At 61.7% G+C, this 25,289-nt stretch carries 22 protein-coding genes; 13 read left to right on the top strand and 9 right to left on the bottom strand.

Annotated elements, in window-relative coordinates; all coding sequences use genetic code 11:
* The first annotated feature begins 40 nt into the window (after nt 1-40).
* Entirely contained in the window at nt 41-2,464 is a 2,424-nt protein-coding gene (locus BGI01S_RS17710; RefSeq protein ID WP_084585412.1) for a heavy metal translocating P-type ATPase, read from the top strand.
* Between the two features lie 53 nt (nt 2,465-2,517).
* Here the strand turns inward: BGI01S_RS17710 and BGI01S_RS17705 are convergent, their stop codons facing one another.
* Nucleotides 2,518-3,555 (bottom strand): helix-turn-helix domain-containing protein, encoded by a 1,038-nt coding sequence (locus BGI01S_RS17705; protein ID WP_042327266.1) that lies wholly within the window; start codon nt 3,553-3,555, stop codon nt 2,518-2,520.
* Nucleotides 3,556-3,881: 326 nt separating this feature from the next.
* On the opposite strand from BGI01S_RS17705, the gene adh reads away from it, so the two are divergent.
* Together adh and BGI01S_RS17695 are read left to right on the top strand one after the other, a co-directional pair.
* Complete coding sequence (gene adh / locus BGI01S_RS17700) at nt 3,882-5,402, top strand: aldehyde dehydrogenase (RefSeq protein ID WP_042327265.1); 1,521 nt, start codon at nt 3,882-3,884, stop codon at nt 5,400-5,402.
* 66 nt (nt 5,403-5,468) lie between these two features.
* Entirely contained in the window at nt 5,469-5,864 is a 396-nt protein-coding gene (locus tag BGI01S_RS17695; protein WP_042327264.1) for a DUF779 domain-containing protein, read from the top strand.
* Nucleotides 5,865-5,881: 17 nt separating this feature from the next.
* Here the strand turns inward: BGI01S_RS17695 and eutC are convergent, their stop codons facing one another.
* Genes eutC through eat form a run of 3 tightly spaced genes read right to left on the bottom strand, consistent with a single transcriptional unit; the run spans nt 5,882 to nt 9,528 of the window.
* Nucleotides 5,882-6,685 (bottom strand): ethanolamine ammonia-lyase subunit EutC, encoded by an 804-nt coding sequence (gene eutC / locus BGI01S_RS17690; protein ID WP_042327263.1) that lies wholly within the window; start codon nt 6,683-6,685, stop codon nt 5,882-5,884.
* Nucleotides 6,682-8,076: an ethanolamine ammonia-lyase subunit EutB gene (locus tag BGI01S_RS17685; protein WP_042327262.1), complete on the bottom strand. Its 1,395-nt coding sequence runs from the start codon at nt 8,074-8,076 to the stop codon at nt 6,682-6,684. Before BGI01S_RS17685 ends, eutC begins: the two co-directional genes overlap by 4 nt.
* A gap of 48 nt (nt 8,077-8,124) precedes the next feature.
* Entirely contained in the window at nt 8,125-9,528 is a 1,404-nt protein-coding gene (eat, locus tag BGI01S_RS17680) for an ethanolamine permease (RefSeq protein ID WP_042327261.1), read from the bottom strand.
* Nucleotides 9,529-9,857: 329 nt separating this feature from the next.
* Between eat and BGI01S_RS17675 the strand changes: the two genes are divergently transcribed.
* The 3 genes from BGI01S_RS17675 (at nt 9,858) to BGI01S_RS30265 (ending at nt 12,009) form a co-directional block, all read left to right on the top strand.
* Nucleotides 9,858-10,724, top strand: a complete 867-nt coding sequence (locus BGI01S_RS17675) for an AraC family transcriptional regulator (protein ID WP_042327260.1) — start codon at nt 9,858-9,860, stop codon at nt 10,722-10,724.
* Between the two features lie 500 nt (nt 10,725-11,224).
* Nucleotides 11,225-11,521 (top strand): helix-turn-helix domain-containing protein, encoded by a 297-nt coding sequence (locus tag BGI01S_RS29670; RefSeq protein ID WP_232624323.1) that lies wholly within the window; start codon nt 11,225-11,227, stop codon nt 11,519-11,521.
* Nucleotides 11,522-11,700: 179 nt separating this feature from the next.
* A complete protein-coding gene (locus tag BGI01S_RS30265) occupies nt 11,701-12,009 on the top strand; it encodes a hypothetical protein (protein WP_157004214.1) in 309 nt (102 codons plus the stop codon).
* Between the two features lie 110 nt (nt 12,010-12,119).
* On the opposite strand, the gene gyrB is transcribed toward BGI01S_RS30265, so the two are convergent.
* The 3 genes from gyrB to dnaA all read right to left on the bottom strand — a co-directional run bounded on the left by gyrB (nt 12,120) and on the right by dnaA (nt 17,604).
* The gene (gene gyrB / locus BGI01S_RS17665) at nt 12,120-14,591 is read right to left on the bottom strand and encodes a DNA topoisomerase (ATP-hydrolyzing) subunit B (protein WP_042327258.1); all 2,472 of its coding nucleotides are present in this window, start codon (nt 14,589-14,591) and stop codon (nt 12,120-12,122) included.
* A gap of 113 nt (nt 14,592-14,704) precedes the next feature.
* Entirely contained in the window at nt 14,705-15,808 is a 1,104-nt protein-coding gene (dnaN, locus tag BGI01S_RS17660) for a DNA polymerase III subunit beta (RefSeq protein WP_042327257.1), read from the bottom strand.
* Nucleotides 15,809-16,026: 218 nt separating this feature from the next.
* A complete protein-coding gene (gene dnaA / locus BGI01S_RS17655; protein ID WP_042327374.1) occupies nt 16,027-17,604 on the bottom strand; it encodes a chromosomal replication initiator protein DnaA in 1,578 nt (525 codons plus the stop codon).
* A 384-nt stretch (nt 17,605-17,988) separates the two neighbouring features.
* Here dnaA and rpmH point away from each other — a divergent pair, with 384 nt between their 5' ends.
* From rpmH to yidC, 4 genes are all read left to right on the top strand, one after another.
* Entirely contained in the window at nt 17,989-18,123 is a 135-nt protein-coding gene (rpmH, locus tag BGI01S_RS29665; RefSeq protein ID WP_004198824.1) for a 50S ribosomal protein L34, read from the top strand.
* A 19-nt stretch (nt 18,124-18,142) separates the two neighbouring features.
* Nucleotides 18,143-18,622, top strand: coding sequence for a ribonuclease P protein component (locus BGI01S_RS17650; RefSeq protein WP_042327373.1), 480 nt, complete (start codon nt 18,143-18,145; stop codon nt 18,620-18,622).
* 115 nt (nt 18,623-18,737) lie between these two features.
* The gene (gene yidD, locus BGI01S_RS29660) at nt 18,738-18,968 is read left to right on the top strand and encodes a membrane protein insertion efficiency factor YidD (protein WP_084585410.1); all 231 of its coding nucleotides are present in this window, start codon (nt 18,738-18,740) and stop codon (nt 18,966-18,968) included.
* A 30-nt stretch (nt 18,969-18,998) separates the two neighbouring features.
* The gene (yidC, locus tag BGI01S_RS17645; RefSeq protein WP_042327256.1) at nt 18,999-20,657 is read left to right on the top strand and encodes a membrane protein insertase YidC; all 1,659 of its coding nucleotides are present in this window, start codon (nt 18,999-19,001) and stop codon (nt 20,655-20,657) included.
* Nucleotides 20,658-20,812: 155 nt separating this feature from the next.
* Here the strand turns inward: yidC and BGI01S_RS17640 are convergent, their stop codons facing one another.
* Complete coding sequence (locus BGI01S_RS17640; protein WP_042327255.1) at nt 20,813-21,220, bottom strand: transcriptional regulator; 408 nt, start codon at nt 21,218-21,220, stop codon at nt 20,813-20,815.
* Nucleotides 21,221-21,589: 369 nt separating this feature from the next.
* Between BGI01S_RS17640 and mnmE the strand changes: the two genes are divergently transcribed.
* From mnmE to BGI01S_RS30605, 3 genes are all read left to right on the top strand, one after another.
* Complete coding sequence (gene mnmE, locus BGI01S_RS17635) at nt 21,590-22,984, top strand: tRNA uridine-5-carboxymethylaminomethyl(34) synthesis GTPase MnmE (protein WP_042327254.1); 1,395 nt, start codon at nt 21,590-21,592, stop codon at nt 22,982-22,984.
* A 173-nt stretch (nt 22,985-23,157) separates the two neighbouring features.
* A complete protein-coding gene (locus BGI01S_RS17630) occupies nt 23,158-24,363 on the top strand; it encodes a tyrosine-type recombinase/integrase (RefSeq protein WP_042327253.1) in 1,206 nt (401 codons plus the stop codon).
* Between the two features lie 221 nt (nt 24,364-24,584).
* Nucleotides 24,585-24,746, top strand: a complete 162-nt coding sequence (locus BGI01S_RS30605; protein WP_167335661.1) for a hypothetical protein — start codon at nt 24,585-24,587, stop codon at nt 24,744-24,746.
* A 103-nt stretch (nt 24,747-24,849) separates the two neighbouring features.
* Here the strand turns inward: BGI01S_RS30605 and BGI01S_RS17620 are convergent, their stop codons facing one another.
* Nucleotides 24,850-25,182 (bottom strand): hypothetical protein, encoded by a 333-nt coding sequence (locus tag BGI01S_RS17620; RefSeq protein WP_042327251.1) that lies wholly within the window; start codon nt 25,180-25,182, stop codon nt 24,850-24,852.
* Nucleotides 25,183-25,289: the final 107 nt, after the last annotated feature.

Here is a 25,289-nt window from a genome sequence, read left to right as displayed (position 1 = left end):
AGGTGTTTACTAGACCACAAATCGACCCAGGAAGCCACCCATGCGTCACGCCAGCGAATCCGAAACAGACCGTCATGAAGAGGGAAATGCCTGTGCTCATGGGCACGGGGAGCATGAGCGGCAGGCTCATGTGCATGAGGACGCGCACGGGAAAGATGGGTGCTGCGGGCATGCGCGGATGCAGGAGCACACGCATACGCACGAGAAAACGCACACGCACGAGCGTGAGCACAGCCACGCGCATGCAGAGGGCCACGCCCACGCAGAAACCCACGCTCACGCCGCCTGCTGCGCCCCCGCAACCGTGCTGCTCGCATCCCTCCCGCTGCCCCGCTCCGAAGCCGTCGGCGACGATCTGCGCACCACGATCTGCATCATGCAGATGGACTGCCCGACCGAAGAAGCGCTGATCCGCAAGAAATTCAGCCGGATGCCCGACGTGCGCAGCATGGACTTCAACCTGATGCAGCGTGTGTTGACCGTCGTCCACGCGCCGCATGCGCTCGACTCGATCCTCGCCGCGCTCCGTTCGCTCGACTTCACGCCCGAACTCGCGGACACCGCCGCCGGCACAGCCCCCTCCGACACTCCGCCCGCGCCGTCGAAGGCGTGGTGGCCGCTCGCGCTCGCGGGCGTCGCCGCGGCGGCCTCAGAGGCCGTTGGCTGGCTGGGCGCTCCGGCCTGGCTGGCTGCGGGTCTGGCGATCGTCGCAATCGCCGCCAGCGGCGTCACAACGTACCGCAAGGGCTGGCTCGCGATCCGCAACGGCAACCTGAACATCAACGCGTTGATGAGCATTGCGGTGACCGGCGCGCTGATCCTCGGCCAGTGGCCTGAAGCTGCGATGGTGATGGTGCTCTTTACGATCGCCGAATTGATCGAGGCGAAGTCGCTCGATCGCGCCCGCAACGCGATCCAGGGCTTGATGCAGCTCACGCCCGAACAGGCGAGCGTGCAACAGCCCGACGGCGGCTGGCAACTTACCAGACTCGACGCGATCCCGCTCGGCGCGGTGGTGCGCGCGAAGCCGGGCGAGCGGATCGCGCTCGACGGCGAGATCGTCGCGGGCCGTTCGAGCGTAGATCAGGCGCCGATCACCGGCGAGAGCCTGCCGGTCGACAAGACCATCGGCGACGCCGTGTTCGCCGGCACGATCAACCAGGCCGGCTCGCTCGACTATCGTGTCACGGTCGGGGCCAGCAACACGACGCTCGCGCGGATCATTCACGCGGTCGAAGCAGCGCAGGGCACGAAGGCGCCGACCCAACGTTTCGTCGACCGGTTCGCGCGGGTCTATACGCCGATCGTGTTTGCGATCGCGCTCGCCGTCGCGCTCGTGCCGCCGCTGCTGTTCGGCGGAGCGTGGCACGAGTGGGTCTACAAGGCGCTGGTGATGCTCGTGATCGCGTGTCCGTGCGCGCTCGTGATCTCGACGCCAGTGACGATCGTCAGCGGACTCGCGGCCGCCGCGCGCAAGGGCATCCTGGTCAAAGGCGGCGTCTACCTTGAACAGGGCCGCAAGCTGAACCGGCTCGCGCTCGACAAGACCGGCACGATCACGCATGGCAAACCGGCTCAGACGGAGTTCGAGCCGTTGCATGGCGCTGACGTCACTGACACCGTCCGCTGCCGCACGCTCGCGGCGAGTCTCGCGGGACGCTCCGATCATCCGGTGTCGATGGCAATCGCAACGGCTGCGCAAAGCGACGGCATTGCGCAGCTTCCGGTCGATGCATTCGAAGCGCTCGCCGGACGCGGCGTGCGCGGCTCGATCGACGGCTCGCCGTACTGGCTCGGCAATCATCGGCTGGTCGAAGAACTTGGGCGCTGTTCGCCTGCGCTGGAGGCACGTCTCGACTCGCTCGAAGGCGAAGGCAAAACCGTCGTGATGCTAATCGACGCCGAGCGGGTGCTGGCGCTGTTCGCCGTCGCCGATACGGTGAAGGAGACGAGCCGCGCCGCCATCGCCGAATTGCGGCGCCTCGGCGTCGCGACGACGATGCTCACCGGCGACAACCGGCACACCGCGTCGGCGATCGCGCGGCAGGTCGGCGTCGACGAAGCGCGCGGCAACCAGTTGCCCGAAGACAAGCTGAACGCGGTCACGCAATGGTCGACGGATGGCGCGACGGTCGGCATGGTCGGCGACGGCATCAACGATGCGCCCGCGCTGGCGCGCGCCGACATCGGCTTCGCGATGGGCGCGATGGGCACCGACACCGCAATCGAGACCGCCGACGTCGCGCTGATGGACGACGACCTGCGCAAACTGCCGGTGTTCATCCGGCTGTCGAAGGCGACGCACGCGGTGCTGGTGCAGAACATCGCGTTGGCGCTCGGCATCAAGAGCGTGTTTCTCGTGCTGACGTTGATGGGTCTCGGCACGATGTGGATGGCGGTGTTCGCCGATGTGGGCGCGAGCTTGCTGGTGGTGGGGAATGGGTTGCGGCTGTTGCGCAAGTGAGTTGAAGCGAGCAGGCGCGCAGACGCGATGATGCGTTTGCCGCGCCCGCGCGGCTAATGAGCGAACGAATCCGCTCCCCGACGACCACCCACCGCTGCCTTCAAGGTCTCCGAAGGCCGCATGCCGAACAGCTTCCGGTAATCGGTCGCGAACTGGCTCAGATGCCAGAAGCCCCACGCCGCCGCAACGTCCTGCACCGAACGCGATTCGCGCGATGCATTCGACAAATCGCGCCGCGCGCCATTCAGGCGAATTGCCCGCAGATAGGTAGCGGGCGCCATGCCGAGCACATCCTGAAAGCAGTATTGCAGCGTGCGCCGGCTCACATGCAGTCGTTCGCACAACTCGGGCACGCCCACCGCGCGGTCGCGATTGACCAGCACGTACTCGCGCGCTTCAGACACGATCGACTGACGACGCGGACGTGCCGACATCGCAACCGGCTCGGCAGCGGGTAGCGCGCCGACGTCGAACAACGCCGCCAGCACCGACGCCTGCAAACTGTTGCGCGCGAACGGAGACAGTGGCGCACCGCTCGCCGCTCCGTCGTCGAGCAACTGACGCAGCGACGCGCACAATCGCTCCTTGCGCGCGACGCCGATCGGCACGACTTCCGTACCCGGTACATGCTCGGCCAGACCGACGCGTTCCACCTGCGCCGCGTACCGGCGCAGCACGTCGCCCTTCACCACCACGCCGAAAATCTCGTAGCCCGCCGAGGTCAGCAATTCGAATTCGACGCCGCCCGGCCGAAACGCGAGCGCGTCGCCCGCGATCACCTGCGCGTCGATGCGGCCCGAGCCCGTTGGGCACGTCGGAATGCCGAACCAGTACGCGTCCTTCTGCACCTCGCAGGTTTGCCGCAACGTGTGGCTCGTCGTCTCGACGAACACCTGCATGTGGTCGACGCACAACTCCGTCAATCCGCCGACGAAGCAGCCCGCGGTCAACTGATCGTAGGTCTGATTCCAGCCATGCAGGTTGCCCGCCTGTTCGTCGGCGTCATGCGCGACGCGCGTCTGCACGCGAAAGCTGGGCTGCGGTGTGAGCATCGGACTGGTCGGGCTGTCATGTCGGGTATCGGTCGTCATACCGGATCTGCGCAAACGGAAGATTGAAGAGGACGGCAAGGCAAGTCCCATGCCGAAACGCATCGGCCGCTTTCCCGCGCGCGTGGTATCAGCCTGTGCCACGCGCCTTGTTCAATTCATGAACACCACTGCGCACACTGATCAGAAACGAAACGCTCCACTGCTGCGGCTTGAACGGCAGCGCGCATGACGTCGTGCGCCGATGCTTGCTGTGCGTGCACGGCTCACCGGCGCGGTGCATTGGCACACTTCTGGCTCTAGGCAGTCACGGCCGAGCGATATATCGCGCCGGATATAGCCCATTCAAACATGTGAGGAGCACACAGATGAATCACGCAGAGATGCAATTTCTGACCACCGAATTCCCGTACAAAAAGCAGTATGCGAATTTTATCGGCGGGGAATGGGTGAAACCCGTGGGCGGCGAGTATTTCGACAACGTGTCGCCGATCACCGGCGAGCCGTTTACGTCGATTCCACGTTCACGCGAAGCCGATATCGAACTCGCGCTCGACGCCGCGCATAAAGCGAAAACGGCGTGGGGTAAAACCGCGGTCGCGGAACGCGCGAACATCCTGAACCGCATCGCCGACCGCATGGAAGCGAACCTCCAACGCCTGGCCGTAGCCGAGACGATCGACAACGGCAAGCCGCTACGCGAAACCATGGCCGCCGACATTCCGCTCGCGATCGATCACTTCCGCTATTTCGCCGGCGCCGTGCGTGCTCAGGAAGGCGGTATCTCCGAGATCGATCACGACACCGTCGCGTATCACTTTCATGAACCGCTCGGCGTGGTCGGCCAGATCATTCCGTGGAATTTCCCGATCCTGATGGCGGTGTGGAAGCTTGCGCCCGCGCTCGCCGCCGGCAACTGCGTGGTGTTGAAGCCTGCCGAGCAAACGCCCGCTTCGATTCTCGTGCTGCTCGAACTGATTCACGACCTGCTGCCCGCGGGCGTGCTGAACGTGGTGAACGGCTTTGGTCTCGAAGCCGGCAAGCCGCTCGCGTCGAACAAGCGCATCGCGAAGATCGCGTTTACCGGCGAGACCACGACCGGTCGCCTGATCATGCAGTATGCGAGCCAGAACATCATTCCGGTCACGCTCGAACTCGGCGGCAAGAGCCCGAACATCTTCTTCGCCGACGTGATGAACGCGGACGACAGCTACTTCGACAAAGCGCTCGAAGGCTTCACGATGTTCGCGTTGAATCAGGGCGAAGTGTGTACGTGCCCGTCGCGCGTGCTGATCGACGAGAAGATTTACGACCGTTTCATGGAACGTGCGCTGAAGCGCGTCGCCGCGATTGCGCAAGGGCATCCGCTCGACAGCAAGACGATGATCGGCGCGCAGGCCTCGCAGGAGCAGCTCGAAAAGATTCTCTCGTACGTCGACCTCGGCAAACAGGAAGGCGCCGAATGTCTGATCGGTGGCGAACGCAATACGCTCCAGGGCGAACTGAGCAAGGGCTATTACGTGAAGCCGACCGTGTTCCGTGGCCACAACAAGATGCGCATCTTCCAGGAAGAAATCTTCGGGCCGGTGGTGTCAGTCACGACGTTCAAAACCGAAGAAGAAGCGCTGGAAATCGCCAACGACACGCTCTACGGTCTCGGCGCCGGCGTATGGACGCGCGACGGCACGCGCGCCTATCGCTTCGGCCGCCAGATCCAGGCGGGCCGCGTGTGGACCAACTGCTATCACGCGTATCCGGCGCATGCGGCGTTCGGCGGCTACAAGCAATCGGGCATCGGCCGTGAAAATCACAAGATGATGCTCGACCATTACCAGCAGACCAAGAACCTGCTCGTCAGCTATAGCGACAAGCCGCTCGGGTTCTTCTGAACGTTAGCCTGTCCGCTCAGGGCGAGCCGCATCGTGCGGCTCGCTCTTTTTCAACGAGGGCATGTGATGGCCGATGACAAAGAAGTCGCCCGCGTGATCGCGACGCCCGCCGCTGTCGAATTGATCGACACGTTGCGCGCCGAACATGGGGACGTGCTGTTCCACCAATCCGGCGGGTGCTGCGACGGCAGCGCACCGATGATGTTTCCGCAAAACGAGTTCATGGTCGGCTCGTCTGATGTGAAACTCGGGACGATTGCCGGCGTGCCGTTCTACATGAGCGAGTCGCAATTCGAATACTGGCAGCACACGCAGTTGATCATCGACGTGGTCCCGGGCAACGGCGGGATGTTTTCTTTGGAACGCCCGAGCGGCATGCGTTTTCTCACGCGCTCGCGGCTGTTTGAAGACGATGAGAATGCGTGGTTGGAAACGCATCCGGTGGAGCGGGCGGATGCGTGATTGCTAATGCCGATCGCTTACGCTGCGCCGTTGTTTGAATTCGAATCGTCGCCGACAGCGGGTGTTCCGGAAGCACCCGGCAGCAACGCATCGCTATCGTCTTTCAGACCGACACCGGTGAGCCCCAAACGCCGCGCATGCGTCAGCAGGTAATGCAACTTGTGCGCGGCCAGCGGGTAATCGAGTCCCTCCGGCCGCACGTTCGAAATGCAATTGCGTTGCGCGTCGCTGCAACCCACTTTCGGCGCATACGTCAGGTAGATGCCGAGGCTATCGGGCGAACTCAAACCCGGCCGCTCGCCGATCAGCATCACCACAATCTTTGCACCGAGCAGTTCGCCGATCTCGTCGCCGAGCGCGACGCGTGCCTGACGCGCAACTACCACGGGGCCGATACTCCAATCCGTGAGTGTGGGGCAAACGGCTTGCAACAGCGGGATCGCCTGCTTCGATGCGGCGAACGCTGAAAGACCGTCGCCGATCACGAACACGACATCGCTCGGCGCGGCAGACAACTGCGCCAGCATCGCGCGACTCTCGTCCGACAAACGCCTGCCCAGATCGGGACGCCGCAAATAATGCTCGCGATCGGGCGCCGCGCTATGCACGTCCAATGTCGTGAAGCCTTGCGCGCGCAACTGCTCGTGCAATGCATCGGCGTCGAGCGGATGATGCACCGCGTCGCGCGCCTGCGCATGGGAGAGGTTGAACGCAAGCAACGGCTCGGTCGGCACACTGCTGCCCGCGCGGCCCAATGCGATGCGCGCATTGGTGAATTGCCGCAGCGCATTCCACGGATTCTTTTCGAGGAAGTCGCTCATGCGATGCCCATCCAGTCGCGCGCGCCTTCGAGCAGCGGTTGCTGCGGCGATGCGCTCAGCAACGCGCCGCGCGCGTCGGTGATCTGCATCGACTCCAGCCACTCTTCGAATTCCGGCGCGCGGCGCAAGCCGAGCACGTCGCGTACATAGAGCGAGTCGTGAAACGACGTGCTCTGGTAGTTCAGCATCACGTCGTCCGCGCCCGGAATGCCCATGATGAAATTGATGCCCGCGACGCCGAGTAGCGTCAGCAGATTATCCATGTCGTCCTGATCGGCTTCCGCGTGATTCGTGTAGCAGATGTCGCAACCCATCGGCACGCCGAGCAGTTTGCCGCAAAAGTGATCTTCGAGACCGGCGCGCGTGATCTGTTTGCCGTCGTACAGATACTCGGGGCCGATGAAGCCCACCACGGTGTTGACGAGGAACGGATTGAACTTGCGCGCCACCGCATACGCACGCACTTCGCAGGTCTGCTGATCGACGCCGAAATGCGCGTCGGCGGACAGCGCGCTGCCCTGCCCGGTTTCGAAGTACATCAAATTGTGACCCACCGTGCCGCGTTGCAGCGATAGCCCCGCTTCATAAGCTTCCTGCAACAGCGCGAGCGAGATGCCGAAGCCCGCGTTCGCCTTCTCCGTGCCGGCGATCGATTGAAACACCAGATCGACCGGCGCGCCTTTTTCTATCGCAGCGATCGTGTTGGTGACATGCGTCAGCACGCACGATTGCGTCGGCACCTGGTAGCGTAGGCGGAAGTCGTCGATCATCAGCAACAGCTTCGTGATCGCCGCGAGATTGTCGCTTGCCGGGTTGATGCCGATCATCGCGTCGCCGCAACCGTACATCAGGCCGTCGAGCATCGAGGCGGCGATGCCTTTGACGTCGTCGGTCGGATGGTTCGGCTGTAAGCGCACCGACATATGGCCAGGCAAACCGACCGTGTTGCGAAAGCGCGTAATCACCGGACGTTTACGCGCCGCCAGGATCAGATCCTGATTGCGCATCAGCTTCGACACCGCCGCCACCATCTCCGGCGTGAGGCCAGCGGCAATACGCGTAAGCGCGTCGGCGTCGGTCGTGCTGCTTAGCAGCCAGTTGCGGAAATCGCCGACCGTCAGATGCGCGATCTCGGCGAACGCCTGCGGCGAGTGATCGTCGATCACGAGACGCGTAACTTCGTCGCTCTCATACGGGATCAGCGCTTCGTTGAGGAACGTGCGTAACGGCACCTGCGCGAGCGCCATCTTCGCAGCGACGCGTTCCTCCTCGCTCGCCGCCGCGACGCCCGCGAGCTGATCGCCGGAACGTTGTGGACTGGCTTTCGCCATCAGCGTCTTCAGATCGGCGAAGCGATACGTGCGGTTGCCGATCGACTCGGTGTAGCTCATGTTTACGACTCCATCGCCGTTGCTTGCGCAGCGGCTCGATCCGTCATGTCATTCTTCGAGCAGCGCATCGGAGGGCGCCGCCTCGCGTTGATGGCGCGTCAACAGGAAGTAGACGTAGCCCAGCGCGAGAAAGATCGCGAACACGATCGCCACCAGAAAATTGAAGTAGACCATCGTCGCCAGACAGATCACCGCGGCCACCAACGCGAACGCCGGAAAGAACGGAAACAGCGGCGCGCGGAACGGGCGCTCCATGTTCGGCGCGCTGCGGCGCAGCTTGAACAGCGCGAGCATGCTGACGATATACATCACGATAGCGCCAAACACCGACATCGTCACGATGTTTGCCGTCAGCGTCTGGCCGCCGAACTGGATCAGCTCGTCGCTGTAGATCGCGGCGATGCCGATCACGCCGCCCGCGAGAATCGCGCGATGCGGAGTCTTGAAGCGCGGATGCACCTTCGAGAGCCACTCCGGCAAATAGCCCGCGCGAGCCAGCGCGAAGATCTGCCGCGAGTAGCCGAGGATGATCCCGTGAAACGACGCGACCAGCCCGAACAGGCCGAGCCACACCAGCATGTGCATCCACCCACTGTGTTCGCCGACGATGAATTTCATCGCTTGCGGCAGCGGGTCGTTGATGTTCGACAGCCTGGTCCAGTCGCCGGCCGCGCCGGCAAACACCATCACGCCGATCGCGAGCACGACCAGCGTCAGAATGCCGGTGACGTAGGCAATTGGAATCGAGCGCTTCGGGTTTTTCGCTTCTTCGGCGGCCATCGCGACGCCTTCGATTGCGAGGAAGAACCAGATCGCGAACGGGATCGCCGCGAACATGCCGTGAAACGACCCCATGCTGAACGTGTTCGCACCGCCCCAGCCGCCCGCCGTGAAGTTCGACCAACGGAAACCCGGCGACACGACGCCCATGAAGACGAGCAGTTCGAAGATCGCGAGCAGCGTCACGCACAACTCGAAGGCCGCGGCAATTTGAACGCCGACGATGTTCAACGCCATGAACACGAGATAGGCGCCCATTGCCGCGTGCTTCGGTTCGAGGCCGGGAAACTGCACGTGCAGGTACGCGCCGATGGCGAGCGCGATGGCCGGTGGCGCGAACACGAATTCGACCAGCGTGGCCGCGCCCGCGAGATAGCCGCCGGTCGGACCGAACGCCTGGCGCGCGTACGCGAACGGGCCGCCCGCGTGTGGAATCGACGTGGTGAGTTCGGTGAAGCTGAAAATGAAAGTCGTATACATCGCGGCGACGAAAATCGCCGTGACAACGAAGCCGAGTGTGCCGGCGCTCGCCCAGCCGTAGCTCCAGCCGAAATATTCGCCGGAGATGACGAGGCCCACGGCGATGCCCCACAGCTGCCATGTGCCGAGCGTCTGCTTCAGCTCGTGGTGCATGGCCTGACCGATGGACTGTTGGATGGGCGGTGGTTTCATCGGATGCTCCTGAGTTCGCGTTGACGTGTTGACGCATTGACGCGCTTTGCTCGACGCCGCAAGGCATTGCGGTGCGTGGGCCGACAGGCTTCAGCCGATGGTAGGAAGCCATTATTCGAGGGTGTTATCGAAATTCGGCAAAGTTCGGGAGCTTGCGTGTTAACGGGTGCTTAATTGCAACTGCGCTAACCTGCGCGGACCTCCGGCGCTTGGCGCTTGCTGGTTGCACTGAAGTTCGCAGGATTTGGTAAACGGGCGCGTGGTATTTTTGTTTTGTCCTTGTTCGCGTTCATTCGCGCGGTCTTTCAACGAACGGCTCATTCCTCTTCATGAACGGATCAGGCAATCGGGCTCAATATGAAACGCGACTCGCACGCGTGCTCGACCATATCTACGATCATCTCGACGAACCGCTCGATATCCAGCGGCTCGCTGAAATTGCGTGTCTGTCGCCGTATCACTGGCATCGGATTTATCAGGCGATGTATGGCGAGACGGTCGCGACGACAGTGCGTCGCTTGCGCTTGCATCGCGCGGCCGGGTATCTCGCGAACGGTTCGATGCCGATTGCGGAGATCGCCGAGCGCTCGGGTTACAGCAGTTTGCAATCTTTTTCGCGGACGTTTCGCGCGGTGTTCGGTGTGCCGCCGGCGCAGTATCGCAAGCAAGGCACGCATAGCCGGTTTCGTCCGGCGCTTTCAGGAGACAGTCAAATGACGATGCGCGAAGTGGTGATTCGTTATGTTGAGCCGATCGAGGTTTTATCGGTCGATCATGTTGGGTCGTACATGCAAATCGGCAAAGCGTTCGATGCGTTGTTTGGGTGGCTCGCCAAACATAATTTGCTCGCGACAGAGATGCGCATGATCGGGATCTACTACGACGATCCTGGCGTGGTCGATGAAAACGCGCTGCGTTCTAAAGCTGGGGTGTTGTTGCCGCATCCGCTGCAAGTGGCCGTGACGGTGAGTCCGCCGGTTAACGTCGCGCCTGTGAAAGGCGGTGAATACGCGGTGTTGCGGCACAAGGGTCCGTATAGCGATATGCGGGCGGCGTATGAGTGGTTGTATGGGACGTGGCTTGTGCAGTCGGGGCGCGAAGCTGCGGATGCGCCGGTGTTCGAGGAGTATCTGAATAGCCCGAAGGACACCGCGCCTGCGGAGTTGCTGACCGAGATCTGTTTACCGTTGGTTTGAGGCTTACGGCGTTTGTGACTTTGCTTGCGAAGGCTTGTGCATTGCTTTTGCATGTATACGCAGCGCGCTTTCTGGATGCCTCTCTGGTTTTTATAGTCTTTGTATATGTATACGTAGTAATAGTTAACAAGCACCGCACCTGGCTGTGGATAACTTGAAACTTCGTTTACGGATCAAGGCGCTGCGTAAACCATAAGCCTGCGTGGTAAACGCGGACAGGAAGACGGAGCCTGGGAAAACTTTTATGCGATCTGGTAAGCCTGCTGCTTTATCAAGGTTTCGCCCACAAGCTGCCAGGGGGCTTTTACAAAAGTTATCCAGAGGGGGGGGTGGATAAGTTTGGGGGTGGGGGCGGTTCTCGTCCCCTCAGGGTCGTTCAGATTTGCTACCGGAGAGGGTTCAAATCGCCCTTTGATCGAGAGCGGTCGATATTTGCAACATCGATATTTTTGCGATACCCATGGTGCTACGCTAATAATTTGTCTTCCTAAGTTTTCGACATGGAATTTCGCGAACGCTCGGCTGCGTGGCGCAAGGCGCGCGGCCTTACTCAGATAACCCTGTCCGATGCAGTCGGGCTGGCCGTGCTACAGATTCGACGTTATGAAGGCGGAAACTGGCAGCCTCCGCCAGATGTGATTCGCAGATTGGCGATCGCGCTTGGCGTTAGTGCTGATGCACTGGTTTCCGATCAGGAAGAGCGTGGGTCCGATGAAACGGTGCGATATCAATTTGAGACCGTCTCGCGTATGCAGAACAGCAGCGTCTGGTCGTGCGCGAACTACTCGATGCGTTGATCTTTAAGAATCAGGTAGCGGGCGTTATTGCTTGTATTGGAGGCAACGGAACGGCGGTGCGCAACGCGCACGAGGAGGGCCGCTAATAGCAGGGTTTAGCCCGTAAACGAAGCGCGGGCGATGAGTGTTGACGCACTCATCGCCCGCTGACCACAACCAGCTCAACAGAGGAGTTGACTATGGCTAATGCCAATCTTAAACCGCGTCGCGCACGCGGGGAACAAAGCGCGAGTATTTCTGTTGTACTGGAGCACGCCTGCGAGACAGATAGTCCGCAGGAACAGCAGCGGCGAGTTGCCTTCCCGTGGATGCAAGTCGCAGATGCGTTGCTCGAACACGCAGGCTTCCGGCCTGGTCAGGCCGTCTTTTTCCGCGTTGACTACAGGGCCGGGCAAATCATGATTGGGTCGGATAGAAACGACACGATTGCCGGGAGGCAGATGATGCAGCAGGAGAGCGGACAGCGCGGTGGTCTCAGAATCGACTGATCCCGTTCTGCCGAAAAATCCGAACTGTTAAAAAAAGGCCCATAAGTGTCTCCACTTATGGGCCCGTTTTTTTTAGGTTACGCCTTTAACTACCGGATAATGGCGCACCATCAAACATCAATATTCCCCGCCCGCAACGCATTGGACTCGATGAAAGCCCGACGCGGCTCCACATCATCCCCCATGAGCGTCGTAAAGATGCCATCAGCCGCAATCGCATCCTCAATCTGCACACGAAGCAAACGACGCACCGTCGGATCCATCGTCGTCTCCCAAAGCTGCTCGGGATTCATTTCACCGAGGCCTTTATAGCGCTGCTTGGAAACGTTACGTTCAGCATCAGCCAGCAGCCACTTCATAGCACTCTTGAAGTCGTTCACCGCCATGCTCCGCTCACCGCGCTTGATCACCGCCCCAGCGCCAATCAACCCCTTGAACGTATTCGCGGTGTTGATCAGTTGCTGATAATCCGCCGTCAACTGAAACTCTTCATCGAACACGGAGATCTTCTGATTGCCGTGATGCGTCCTCGCGACGCGCAACGACCGCAGCTCACGCACCGGGTCATACATCGTGGTAACCCGCACCTCAGGCTTGAGCGCATCGTCGCGCAGCTTGGCCTCGAGCGCCTTAGCCGAAGTCTCGGCCGCCGCTTCGCTGGTGAGGTCGACAACCACCCCATCCATCACTGCCTCGAGCGCACCTGCGTCATACAACCGGCTCAGACGATTAACCACGGCTTGAGCGAGCAGATAAGCCCGCGCCAACTCACCGAGCGCATCACCGGTAATAGGGGTCGCATTTTCAGCGGGAACCAGCTCCGAGCCCTGCAACGCGAGCTTCAGGATGTGAGCATTAACCTCGGACTCATCCTTCAGATACCGTTCATCCTTGCCCGCCTTGATCTTGTACAGCGGCGGTTGCGCGATATAGATATACCCACGCTCGATCATCTCCGGCATTTGCCGATAGAAGAATGTCAACAACAGTGTCCGGATGTGCGCGCCGTCCACGTCAGCATCGGTCATGATGATGATCCGGTGATAACGCAGCTTGTCGAGGTTGTAGTCTTCCTTGCCGATCCCGCAGCCCAGCGCCGTAATCAACGTCACGATCTGCTCGGAAGAAAGCAGCTTGTCATAACGCGCCTTCTCCACATTGAGCACCTTGCCACGCAGCGGCAAAATCGCCTGGAACTTCCGGTCACGCCCCTGCTTCGCGGAGCCGCCTGCCGAGTCACCCTCGACGATATAAATCTCGGACTTCGCCGGGTCCTTCTCCTGGCAATCCGCCAGCTTCCCAGGCAAACCGACGCCATCGAGCACGCCCTTACGACGCGTCATCTCACGCGCCTTGCGAGCCGCATCGCGCGCGCGGGCCGCATCGACGATCTTGCCGCAAATGATCTTCGCGTCGTTCGGCGTTTCAAGCAGGAATTCCTCGAGCGCCTTCGCGACCACGTCTTCCACCGGCGCGCGCACTTCCGACGACACCAGCTTGTCCTTCGTCTGCGCGCTGAACTTCGGTTCGGGCACCTTCACCGACAGCACGCACGACAAGCCTTCGCGCATGTCGTCGCCCGAAGTCTCGACCTTCGCTTTCTTCGCGACGTCGTGATCGGCAATGTACTTGTTCAGCACGCGCGTCATTGCCGCGCGCAAGCCGGTCAGGTGAGTACCGCCGTCGCGCTGCGGAATGTTGTTCGTGAAGCACAGCACGTTTTCGTTGTAGCTGTCATTCCACTGCATCGCCACTTCCACGCCGACGCCGTCCTTCTCGCCGTTCACGTGGAAAATGGTCGGGTGCAACACGCTCTTGGTCTTGTTGATGTACTCGACAAAACCCTTCACACCGCCGACGAACGCGAAATCGTCTTCCTTGCCCGAACGCTGATCGCTCAGGCGAATCCGCACGCCGTTATTCAGGAACGAGAGTTCGCGAATCCGCTTGGCCAGAATGTCGTAGTGATATTCGACATTGCCGAAGATCGTTTCGTCGGCCATGAAGTGCACTTCGGTGCCGCGGTTTTCGGTCTCGCCCACCACCGGCATCGGCGACACGGCGACACCGTCGATCTCTTCGATCACGCGGTTTTGCGGCACGCCACGGTGGAATTCCATGAAGTGCTTCTTGCCGTCGCGGCGCACGACGAGGCGCAGCCACGACGACAGCGCGTTCACGCACGACACGCCCACGCCGTGCAGGCCGCCGGACACCTTGTAGCTGTTCTGGTCGAACTTGCCGCCGGCGTGCAGTTCGGTCATCACGATTTCAGCGGCGCTGCGCTTCGGGTCGTGCTTGTCGTCCATCTTCAGACCGGTCGGCACGCCGCGGCCGTTGTCGGTGATCGAGATGGAGTTATCCGCGTGGATGATCACCTGGATGTCGTTACAGTGCCCGGCCAATGCCTCGTCGATCGAGTTGTCGAGCACCTCGAACACGAGGTGGTGCAAACCGGTGCCATCCGATGTATCCCCGATGTACATCCCCGGCCGCTTGCGCACAGCCTCCAGACCTTCGAGGATCTGAATGGACGAGGCGCCGTAGCTGTTGTCGGGTTGCGTATTGTTCGTTTCAGTCATGGATTTTTTCCGGTTCTGCGTTGCTGCAAGGTTGCTGCTCGGGACTTTTCAAAACGCCATAAAAACGCCAAAGGGGCGCTGCGCCCCTTGGTGTGTTATTGGTCTTGGACGCGTCAGATGCGCATCGGCATCACGACGTATTTGAATTCGTCGTTCTCGGGAATCGTGATCAACGCGCTGGAGCTGGCGTCGCCCAGGCTCACTTGCAACATGTCGACCTTCAGGTTCGCGAGCACGTCGAGCAGATACGTGACGTTGAATCCGATATCGACGCTGTCGCCTTGATATGCGATTTCCAGTTCTTCCTGCGCCTCTTCCTGATCGGCGTTGGTGGACATGATCTTCAACTGGCCCGGCTCGATGATGCAGCGCACGCCCTTGAACTTGTCCGACGTCAAAATTGCCGCGCGTTGCAGCGAACGCTGCAGTTCTTCGCGGCCAATCAGGAATTGGTTCTTATGCGACTTCGGGATCACGCGCTGGAAGTCGGGGAATTTGCCTTCCACCAGCTTCGACACCAGTTCAACCTGGCCGAACGTGAACTTCACCTGCGTTTGCGCGATGTCGATCTTCAGCGTGTCGTCGATGTCTTCCAGCAGACGCTGCAATTCCAGAATCGTCTTGCGCGGAATGATTACTTCCTGACGCGCGAACGAGCCTTCGATCTTCATCGACGAAAACGCCAGACGGTGGCCGTCCGTCGCGACCGCCATCAGCTGGTCGCCGTCCACTACCAGCAGCATGCCGTTCAGGTAGTAGCGAATGTCCTGCTGGGCCATCGAAAAATGGACCATGCCGAGCAGCTGGCGGAACGTCTTTTGCGGAACCACCAGGCTCGCGCCGTAGTCTTTAGCTTGCGCGACCGTCGGGAATTCGTCCGCGGCGAGCGTTTGCAGCGCAAAGCGGCTCTTGCCGGATTGCACGGTCAGACGCTTGTCGTTCAGCGTGAGCGTGACCTGGCCGTCGGGCATCGCGCGCAGAATGTCGAGGAGCTTGCGCGCTGCCACCGTGGTCGCGACCGTATCGCCGCCCACGCCGAAATCTGCACGCGTGGTGATCTGCAACTCGAGGTCGGTAGACAGGAACGACACGTCCGGGCCGTTCTTGGTAATCAGCAAATTGGCGAGGATCGGCAACGTATGGCGGCGTTCGACGATGCCGCTCACAGTTTGCAGCGGCCTGAGGAGGTTATCGCGTTCGGTCTTGACCAGTTGCATAGAGTTCCTTCGTTGATATAACGGCCCGCGCCTTGCCAGGCAAGCGTTCCCGCGTGCAGCCGTGGCTCCCCGCCGGCGCTACGCAGCGCCCGTCACGGCGTGAATTCCGCCCGCGGCCGCCGGGCGGTTAAACCTGTATTGTGCCTGAAAACGGAACCGCCTCACTAAAATGGGGGCGAGTTTGGAAATAAACAGGTCGATTTTTCCGTCCGGCCCGCTCAGCCCTTCAGGGTCTGCTCCAGCACGTGCAGTTCGTGGTTCAGTTGCGCGTCCTTGCTGCGCTCGTCGGCAATTTTGCGCACCGCGTGCAGCACGGTCGTATGGTCGCGCCCGCCGAACAGTTCGCCGATTTCCGGCAGGCTCTTCTGGGTCAGCTCCTTCGCCAGATACATTGCGATCTGACGCGGCCGCGCGATGTTGGCCGGCCGCTTCTTCGAATACATGTCCGCGACCTTGATGCTGTAGAAATCAGCGACGGTCTTCTGAATGTTTTCCACCGAAATCTGCCGGTTCTGCACCGTCAGCAGGTCTTTCAGCGCTTCTTTTGTCAGTTCGATCGTGATTTCGCGGCCGTGGAACTTCGAATACGCGAGGATCTTGCGCAGCGCGCCTTCGAGCTCGCGGACGTTCGAACGCAAATGCTTGGCGACGAAGAACGCGACGTCTTCATTCAGGCTCACGAACTCCGATTGCGCCTTGCGCATCAGAATCGCGACGCGCATTTCCAACTCGGGCGGCTCGATCGCGACCGTCAGGCCGGAGTCGAAGCGCGAGATCAGGCGGTCGTCGATACCGGAAATTTCCTTCGGATACGTGTCGCTGGTGATGATCACCTGCGCCTTGTTCGCGACCAGCGCCTCGAACGCGTAGAAAAATTCTTCCTGCGTACGCGACTTACCGGAGAAGAACTGAATATCGTCGATCAGCAGCAGGTCGAGCGAGTGGTAGTAGCGTTTGAAGTCGTCGAACGCTTTGCGCTGATATGCCTTCACCACGTCTGACACGTACTGTTCCGCGTGGATGTAGCGAATCCGCGCGCCGGCCTTGTCCATCAGAAGCTGATTGCCGATCGCGTGGATCAGGTGGGTCTTGCCCAGACCGACGCCGCCATACAGGAACAGCGGGTTGTACGAGATGCCCGGATTGTCCGCGACCTGAATCGCCGCGGCGCGCGCCAGCTGGTTGGCCTTACCGGTCACGAAGTTGTCGAAGGTCAGCACCGGGTTCAGCTTCGAGCGCTCGTACATCGAGTCGTTTTCGCCGTTGCCGTTCGAGCCGGCGCTCTGGCCCGGACGCCACGTGCGGCGTGCGGCCGCGGCTTCGTTTGCATCGAGGCTCGGCAGATCGAGGTCCGCGGCGTCTTCGGCCGCTGCGCGTGCGTTCGCGTTTTGCGTCGCCATCGCCTGGTTGGCGCGGGCCATCTGCGCCGCTTGCACGGCGCCGACGGCCGCATCCACCGCGGCGCCGCCACCGGCATGGCTACCCATCGGCGCCGATGAAGCCGAACGCGCCGGAGCCGGCGCGGCTGCCACGGGAGCGCGCATGCCGGCTTTCGGATCCAGTACGAATTGCACGTCGACCGGGGCTTGCCAGAAATCGCGGGCCATATCCGCGATGCGGCCGGAGAACTGGCTCTTGACCCAGTCGAGCTTGAAGCGGTTCGGCGCGGCGATGCTCAGTGTGTTCGCAGCGGCGTCGAAGGCGACCGGGGCCAACGGTTTGATCCACGTCACGTACTGCTGGGGCGTAAGCTCACGCTCCAGCAATGCGGAACAGTGTTGCCAGAAATCGTTCATCGAGTTGCTGTCGTTATGGTGTGCACGGCGGTCGCCGCTGCCCTTGTCGCGCGCACGCAACAAGGCCCTGAGCAGCCAGGCGTAACGGCTCCAGGCGCTTGTGCCACAAGGGTTTGCGGGGCAAGCGAGCCGGAGCGGCGTGCAGGATTTTTGGGAAGTAAGGCGAGATTCTAACGCCAAAACGGACCCGCAAGGGAGTTATCCACAGGGACGGATCATCTGGCGAAGCAAGCCCGGCCGACGGCCGAACCAGGCTAAACTATTGACGGCCAACGGAAAAGCGGTTTAAATAGCGGGTTCCGCGAAAACCAATTTCAGTAAACCTCCGGCCATTGCGCTTTCAGCGATGATCGCGCGGTTTTTTTTCGATCAAGTGAGAGCAACATGAAACGTACTTACCAACCTTCCGTTACCCGTCGCAAGCGCACCCACGGCTTCCGCGTTCGCATGAAGACCGCTGGTGGCCGCAAGGTCATCAACGCACGTCGCGCGAAGGGCCGCAAGCGCCTCGCTATCTAAGGCGAGCGGATTGCGCGCTGTGACCGAAGCCCGCGGCGAAGCGGGAGCGGCTGGGGCGCAGCAACAGGGCTCGGTTCCGTTGCGAGCGCACGCCGCCTTTCCCAAAGCCGCAAGGCTACTGAAAACGGATGAATTTTCATCCGTTTTTCGTTTGCGCCCGTGGCGCCGCACCGCGCACTTCGTGGTGTACGGCCGGCCCACCGGCAACGACGCTCGCTTGGGCCTCGTGATCGGCAAGAAGTATGCGCCGCGCGCGGCCACGCGTAATCTGGTACGTCGAATCGCGCGTGAAGCCTTCCGGCTGCGTCGCGCGGAATTCGGCGGTTGGGATGTGCTGCTGCGTTTGCACACGCGCTTCGACAAGAAGGCTTTGCCGAGCGCTTCGTCGCCGCCGTTGAAGGCGCTGTGCCGCAGTGAAATCGAGGCGCTGCTCGACAAGGCAGCGCGCGAAATTGTCCGTCGCGAGGCGCCGCCCGCGGAAGCGCCCAAGACGGAATGACGCTCAAGTGACCGCCCGTAGTGATGTTTCAGCAGTCCTGGCCGCTTCGGCCACCCGGCTGAACGGGCGTCACCCGGTACTCCACGTTGCGCGGCGCCGTCCGGCCGCACCAGCCATGCAAACGGTACTCATCGCTTTATTGCGTTTCTACAAGGTTGCCGTGAGCCCAATGCTCGGCGACCGGTGCCGTTTTTACCCTTCCTGCTCTGATTACGCGCGCGAAGCAATCCAGTATCATGGCGCCGCGCGCGGGACTTATCTCGCCGCCAGGCGTATTTGCCGCTGCCACCCGTTTTCCGCGGGCGGCATCGATCTCGTCCCGCCTCCCACTTCTGAAAAGCGCTGACGCGCCGTTCCATCGACACTGAGACAACGCATGGATATCAAACGCACCGTCCTATGGGTCATCTTTTTCATGTCAGCTGTCATGCTGTTCGACAACTGGCAACGCGACCACGGACGCCCGTCGATGTTCTTCCCAAGCGCCACGCCGACCAAGACCGTCGGTAGCGCCGCACCGGGAACCACGACGCCGGGAACCCAGCCGGCCGATCTGCCGGCCACCAACGCAGCCGCGCCGGGCAATGCTCCGGCGGCGACGCAATCGCAACTCGTGAAGTTCACCACCGATGTCTATAGCGGTGAGATCGATACCCGCGGCGGCACGTTGTCGCGGCTGTCGCTCGTCAAGCAGGGCGACGGCAAGACGCCGGATCTGGTGATCACACTGTTCGACCGCACGAACAATCACACGTACCTGGCTCGCACGGGTCTGCTCGGGGGCGATTTCCCGAACCATAACGACATCTTCACGCTGATGCCGAATCAGCAGACCGAACTGAAGGGCGACGAAAAAACGTTCAGCCTGAGCTTCGAGTCGCCGGAGAAGGGTGGCGTGAAGGTCATCAAGACCTACACGTTCACGCGCGGCAGCTATGTGATCGGCGTCGAGACGAAGATCCAGAACGTCGGCAGCACGCCGGTGTCGCCGTCGGTCTACATGGAACTGGTGCGTGACGATCAGCCGGTGGAAACGCCGCGCTTCTCGCACACGTTCATCGGACCGGCTGTCTACACCGACCAGCATCACTTCCAGAAGATGACGTTCGGCGACATCGACAAGAACAAGCAGGATTACGCGAACTCGGCCGACAACGGCTGGATCGCGATGGTTCAGCATTACTTCGCGTCGGCCTGGATTCCGCAGCAGGGTGTCAAGCGCGACATCTACGTCGAGAAGATCGATCCGTCGCTGTATCGCGTGGGCGTCAAGCAGCCGCTGCCGACCATCGCGCCGGGCCAGACGGCCACCGTGTCCGCGCGCCTGTTCGCCGGTCCGGAAGAAGAGCGCATGCTCGAAGGCATCGCGCCGGGTCTGGAACTGGTGAAGGACTATGGCTGGGTCACGATCATCGCGAAGCCGCTGTTCTGGCTGCTCGAGAAGATCCATAGCTATGTCGGCAACTGGGGCTGGTCCATCGTGCTGCTGACGGTGCTGATCAAGGCGGTGTTCTTCCCGCTGTCGGCCGCGAGCTACAAGTCGATGGCGCGCATGAAGGCGATCACGCCGCGCATGCAGGCGCTGCGTGAACGCTTCAAGGGCGATCCGCAAAAGATGAACGCGGCGCTGATGGAGCTGTACAAGACCGAGAAGGTCAATCCTTTCGGCGGCTGTCTGCCGGTCGTGATCCAAATTCCGGTGTTCATCTCGCTGTACTGGGTGCTGCTGTCGTCGGTGGAAATGCGCGGCGCACCGTGGATTCTGTGGATTCACGATCTGTCGCAACAGGATCCGTTCTTCATTCTGCCGGTGCTGATGGCCGTGTCGATGTTCCTGCAGACCAAGCTGAACCCGACGCCGCCGGACCCGGTCCAGGCCAAGATGATGATGTTCATGCCGATCGCGTTCTCGGTCATGTTCTTCTTCTTCCCGGCCGGTCTGGTGCTGTACTACGTGGTCAACAACGTGCTGTCGATCGCGCAGCAGTACTACATCACGCGGATGATGGGCAAATCGTCGGTGAAGCCGGCGTAATGGGTTCTCCGAGGCGGCGGCAACAACGCCCGCCTCGCCCCACGCAGATGCAAGCCGCCGCTGCCTCGCCGAGCTGCGATAAAAAAAGCCGCCCGGTGCAAACCGGGCGGCTTTTTTCATGCTCGCCACGAAGCGTGGGCAGCCGTCTTGCCGATTCATTCCTCTTCGTTGTCTTCACCGTAAAAGCGCTCGATCATCTCCTCGACCAGGTTGCGGTCTTTGGGCACCAGCGACGCGATCTTCGAAGCGAGCTCGATCGTTTCCGGCGTCGGCGGATATTTCTCGCCGCGCGCCATCGGTCTGTTGCTCGATCCGGGCGGCGGGCCGTAATGGAGCCAATGCTCTTTGACGTTCAACCATTCGGCTAACGTGCGCAGCTTGTCCGGCTTCGGGATCGTCGTACCCGTGAGCCATTTGTGCGCGGTTTGCGGCGTCACCGGACGCTCGCCGTGATAGCGAAGATTGAATTGCTCGGCGAGTTTGGTCCCGCCGCGAATCTTGAGCGGCTCTAGCAGATCCTTCAGCCTCTTGGCGAAGGCGGCTTTTTCTTTATCGGTTGGCATGGGCCAGATTGTGCAATTCAGCGTCCACCCAGTTGACAACCGTTCAGGCTTAGTCTTAGCGTATTTGAGATAGTTTTAGCTTGTGACGCGCGCCGGGCAAAGCGTTCAGACGAATTTGATCTAGGCCATCTTTTCTTTATCTGGCGGGTTTCTCCGCGTCCCGCTCGTCTTATCTCATCTCAATTTTTCCTAGGCGGCGTAGTAATAATCCTAGCGTACTTAAGATAAATCTGACTTGCCTGCAGAATCGTCCACGCGGTCGCGTTTCCTGGGTCGAGAGGCGGCGGCCCTCACCGCCCGCGTTACAATGCCTCGCGCTGTATTGACCGGCGCTGTCTGGCCCTTCCCTCCCGTTTTTGCCACGTTCCCATGCTTACCACCGATTCCGATCCCATCGTCGCCATTGCCACCGCGCCAGGCCGGGGAGGCATCGGCGTCGTGCGGATTTCGTTCGGCCGCGCAGGAGAGGCGGCGGCCCAGCCGCTAATGCAGGCGCTCACCGGCCAGACGCTCGCGCCGCGCCACGCCAGTTACGTGCCATTTCTCGACGACAGCGGCACAGCGCTCGACCGCGGCATCGCGCTGTATTTCCCGGCGCCGCACTCATACACCGGGGAGCACGTGCTCGAACTGCAAGGCCACGGCGGCCCGGTCGTGCTGCAACTCGTGCTGCAACGCTGCATCGACGCCGGCCGCGCATTCGGTCTGCGCCTTGCCGAGCCCGGCGAGTTCACTCGTCGTGCGTTTCTGAACGACAAGCTGGATCTGGCGCAAGCCGAAGCCGTCGCCGATCTGATCGAAGCGAGCACCGAGGCCGCGGCGCGGTCGGCGGGCCGCTCGCTCGACGGCGCGTTTTCGCGCGACATCCACGCGCTGGTCGAAGACGTGATCACGCTGCGCATGCTGGTCGAAGCGACGCTCGACTTCCCGGAGGAGGAAATCGACTTCCTCGAAGCCGCCGATGCGCGCGGCAAGCTCGCGCGCATTCGCGAACGCCTCGCGCACGTGCTGAGCGAAGCGCGCCAGGGGGCGTTGCTGCGCGAGGGGTTGTCGGTCGTGCTGGCGGGCCAGCCGAACGTCGGCAAATCATCGCTGCTTAACGCGCTGGCCGGCGCCGAGCTGGCCATCGTCACGCCGATCGCCGGCACGACGCGCGACAAGGTCGCGCAAACCATCCAGATCGAAGGCATTCCGCTGCACGTGATCGATACCGCTGGCCTGCGCGATACCGAAGACGAGGTGGAAAAGATCGGCATTGCGCGCACGTGGAGCGAGATCGAGCGCGCGGACGTGGTGCTGCATCTGCTCGATGCACGCACCGGCATGACCGCCGACGACGAGGCGATCGCCGCGCGCTTTCCGGCCGCAGTGCCGGTGGTGCGCGTGCTGAACAAGACGGACCTGACGGGCCTCGCGCCGGCGACCCAGGCGCTCGACGCAGAGCTCGATTTGAGCGAGGTGCGTCTGTCGGCGAAACAGGGGGACGGCGTGGCGCTGCTACGCGGCGAGTTGCTGCGAATCGCAGGCTGGCAGGCTGGCGCGGAAAGCGTCTACCTCGCGCGCGAGCGGCATCTGATCGCATTGCGTGCCGCCGAAGAGCATCTGGCGACGGCCGCCGCGCATGCGGATCAGAACTCGCAGGCACTGGATTTGTTCGCCGAGGAATTGCGCCTCGCGCAGGATCAGTTGAACTCGATTACCGGTGAGTTCAGTTCGGACGATTTACTGGGAGTGATTTTCAGCAGATTCTGTATCGGCAAGTAGCGGCGGAGTTTGAGTCTGCCTGCCGAGCTCGTGAGACGGAGATGCAATGAATTCTCACCAGCCTGCCGAGCACGCCGCACCGAAAGACCGTAGACACAAAAATCCATAAATCTTTGGTACACAGACCGCACAGGGGCTAAAATCGCCACTATCCGCGTATCAACGATCCAAGCATGCCCCGCCTCGCCGTCCCCCTCACCGAATCTCAGATCCGCGCGCTCGAACCGCGCGCCACCCGCTATTGCGTCGCGGACGGCAACGGCCTCGTGATCGAAATCATGACGACCGGCACCAAGGTCTGGCGCTTCCGCTACACGTTGAACGGCAAGCGCCAGCCGCTCGCGACGATCGGCGACTACCGGATGATCTCGCTGCGCGTCGCGCGGGCCAAGGCGCAGAAATACGCGGAGATCGTTGCGCAAGGCATCTCGCCGGTCGCCACCGCTCGGCGCGATCGCGGCGCCGAAAGCAAAGCGGACGTGCTGCGCGAAGCCGCCGAGCTCTATCTCGCCACGGCGCTCGCGGGCAAATCGGACGAATATCGCCGCACCACGCGGCGCGCGCTCGACAAGGACGTGCTGCCCGCGATCGGTGGCAAGCCGATCAACGCGGTCACCGCGGACGACATTGTCGACATCTGCGAGCGGATCAAAAGCCGGGGCTCGCCGAAAATGGCGCTGCATACGCGCAACGTGGTCAAACGGCTCTACACGTATCTGATGGCCCGGCGGCTGGCGACCCACAATCCGGCCGACGTCGTTCCGGCGCGCTCCATCGCCACCTTCGACAGCCGCACCCGCGTGCTGTCGGGCGACGAAATCGGCAGCATGCTGCGCGCGATCGACGCATCGAGCATTCGCCGTCCGCTGAAGCTGGCGTTGCATCTGCTGGTGCTGACGATGGTGCGCAAATCGGACCTGGTGGAGTCCAGGTGGGCCGAATTCGATCTGGACAATGCGCTGTGGACGATCCCCGCCGCGCGCTTGAACACCGGCGGGGACCGCGTCGTCTATCTGCCGCGGCAGGCGGTCTCGATGCTGCGCGAGCTTCAGCGCGCGAAGGCCAGCCGAAACTTCGTATTCCCGAGCGTCCGCGGCGACGACCGGCCCATCGCAAAGAGCACGCTGAATCAAGCGGTCAAGGCGCTTGGGCTGGAGGTCGAACATTTCGTGCTGCATGACTTCCGGCGCACGGCTTCGACGCACCTGCACGAGATCGCGCAACGCGATGACGCGCTCGATCGCTCGTCGGCGCTCGCGGCGGAAGGTGTGTCGCAGGCCGATAACGCGGCGCAGCAGCGGCGACTCCTGCAAGGCTGGGCGGACTTTGTCGACCGACAGATTCAAGCCGCGCGGCACGCTGCGAGCGGCGGGGCCTGAGAGAGCGTGGCCGCTTCACGGCGACCAACGATGGTACACAGGCGAAACAATGCCTGGATCAATCCTCTGCTTTAAAAGAGAATTAGGCCGCACAGCAGGTTTCAGAGCCCGGCTTTTACTTCGCTCGAAACCGATCCCACACTCCCCTCACACTGCTCTTCTTTCCCCCATTCCCATCGCCTAAACTGAAGCAATCGATGCAAGCCGATACGGAGGTTCCGATGTCTGAATCGTTGATCGCTTATTTGCTCGGGCCTGCCGTCATGATCGTGGTAGGCCTCGCCATCTGGGCGGCGTCCCTCTATCACCGCAACGCGAAGCCTCCAAGGCTCGAGCGCTGGCTCGACACGCACTATGCGGAGTGGCTGCATCACAGACATTGAGCCAACCTGAGCGGTACATCAAATGCAAAGGCCGTCGCATCGAGCGACGGCCTTTTTCCGTGACGCGCGGCGAACGCGAGCTCGAAGAGCTCAGGCGCCCCGATCACCAACCCGGTTGCGGTTGCGGCTGCCCATACCCGTACTGCTGTTGCGGCGGCGCAGCGCAGGCGACATAGCCGCGCTGGTACGGGTCATAGCAGTATCCCGGCGGCGGTCCCGCATAGACCGGTGCGGGCTGATAGGCCGGCTGAGCATAAACAGGTTGTTGATAAGCGACCACCGGCGCGGGAGTCAGCACTGAACTCACCACTGCGCCCAGCACGGCCCCGCCGATCAGCGCGCCGACCACATCGCCGCCGCCATGGCCATGCGCCGACGCCTGCCCCGTCACACTCAAACTTCCCACCATCAACAACGCCACTGCGATCTTTTTCATTTTCAGCTCCCGCCGTTCAGGCATGGAAAGGATTGTGAAGGGCGCGCGTGGAAATAGATGCTGCAAGTGGTAACGGAACATTACGTTACAAGCGCGCAAGACGGCGC

The organism is Paraburkholderia ginsengisoli NBRC 100965 (assembly GCF_000739735.1).
Classification (GTDB): domain Bacteria; phylum Pseudomonadota; class Gammaproteobacteria; order Burkholderiales; family Burkholderiaceae; genus Paraburkholderia; species Paraburkholderia ginsengisoli.
Note: the sequence above shows the minus strand (reverse complement) of the source record. Positions and strands in the feature narration are given on the sequence as shown.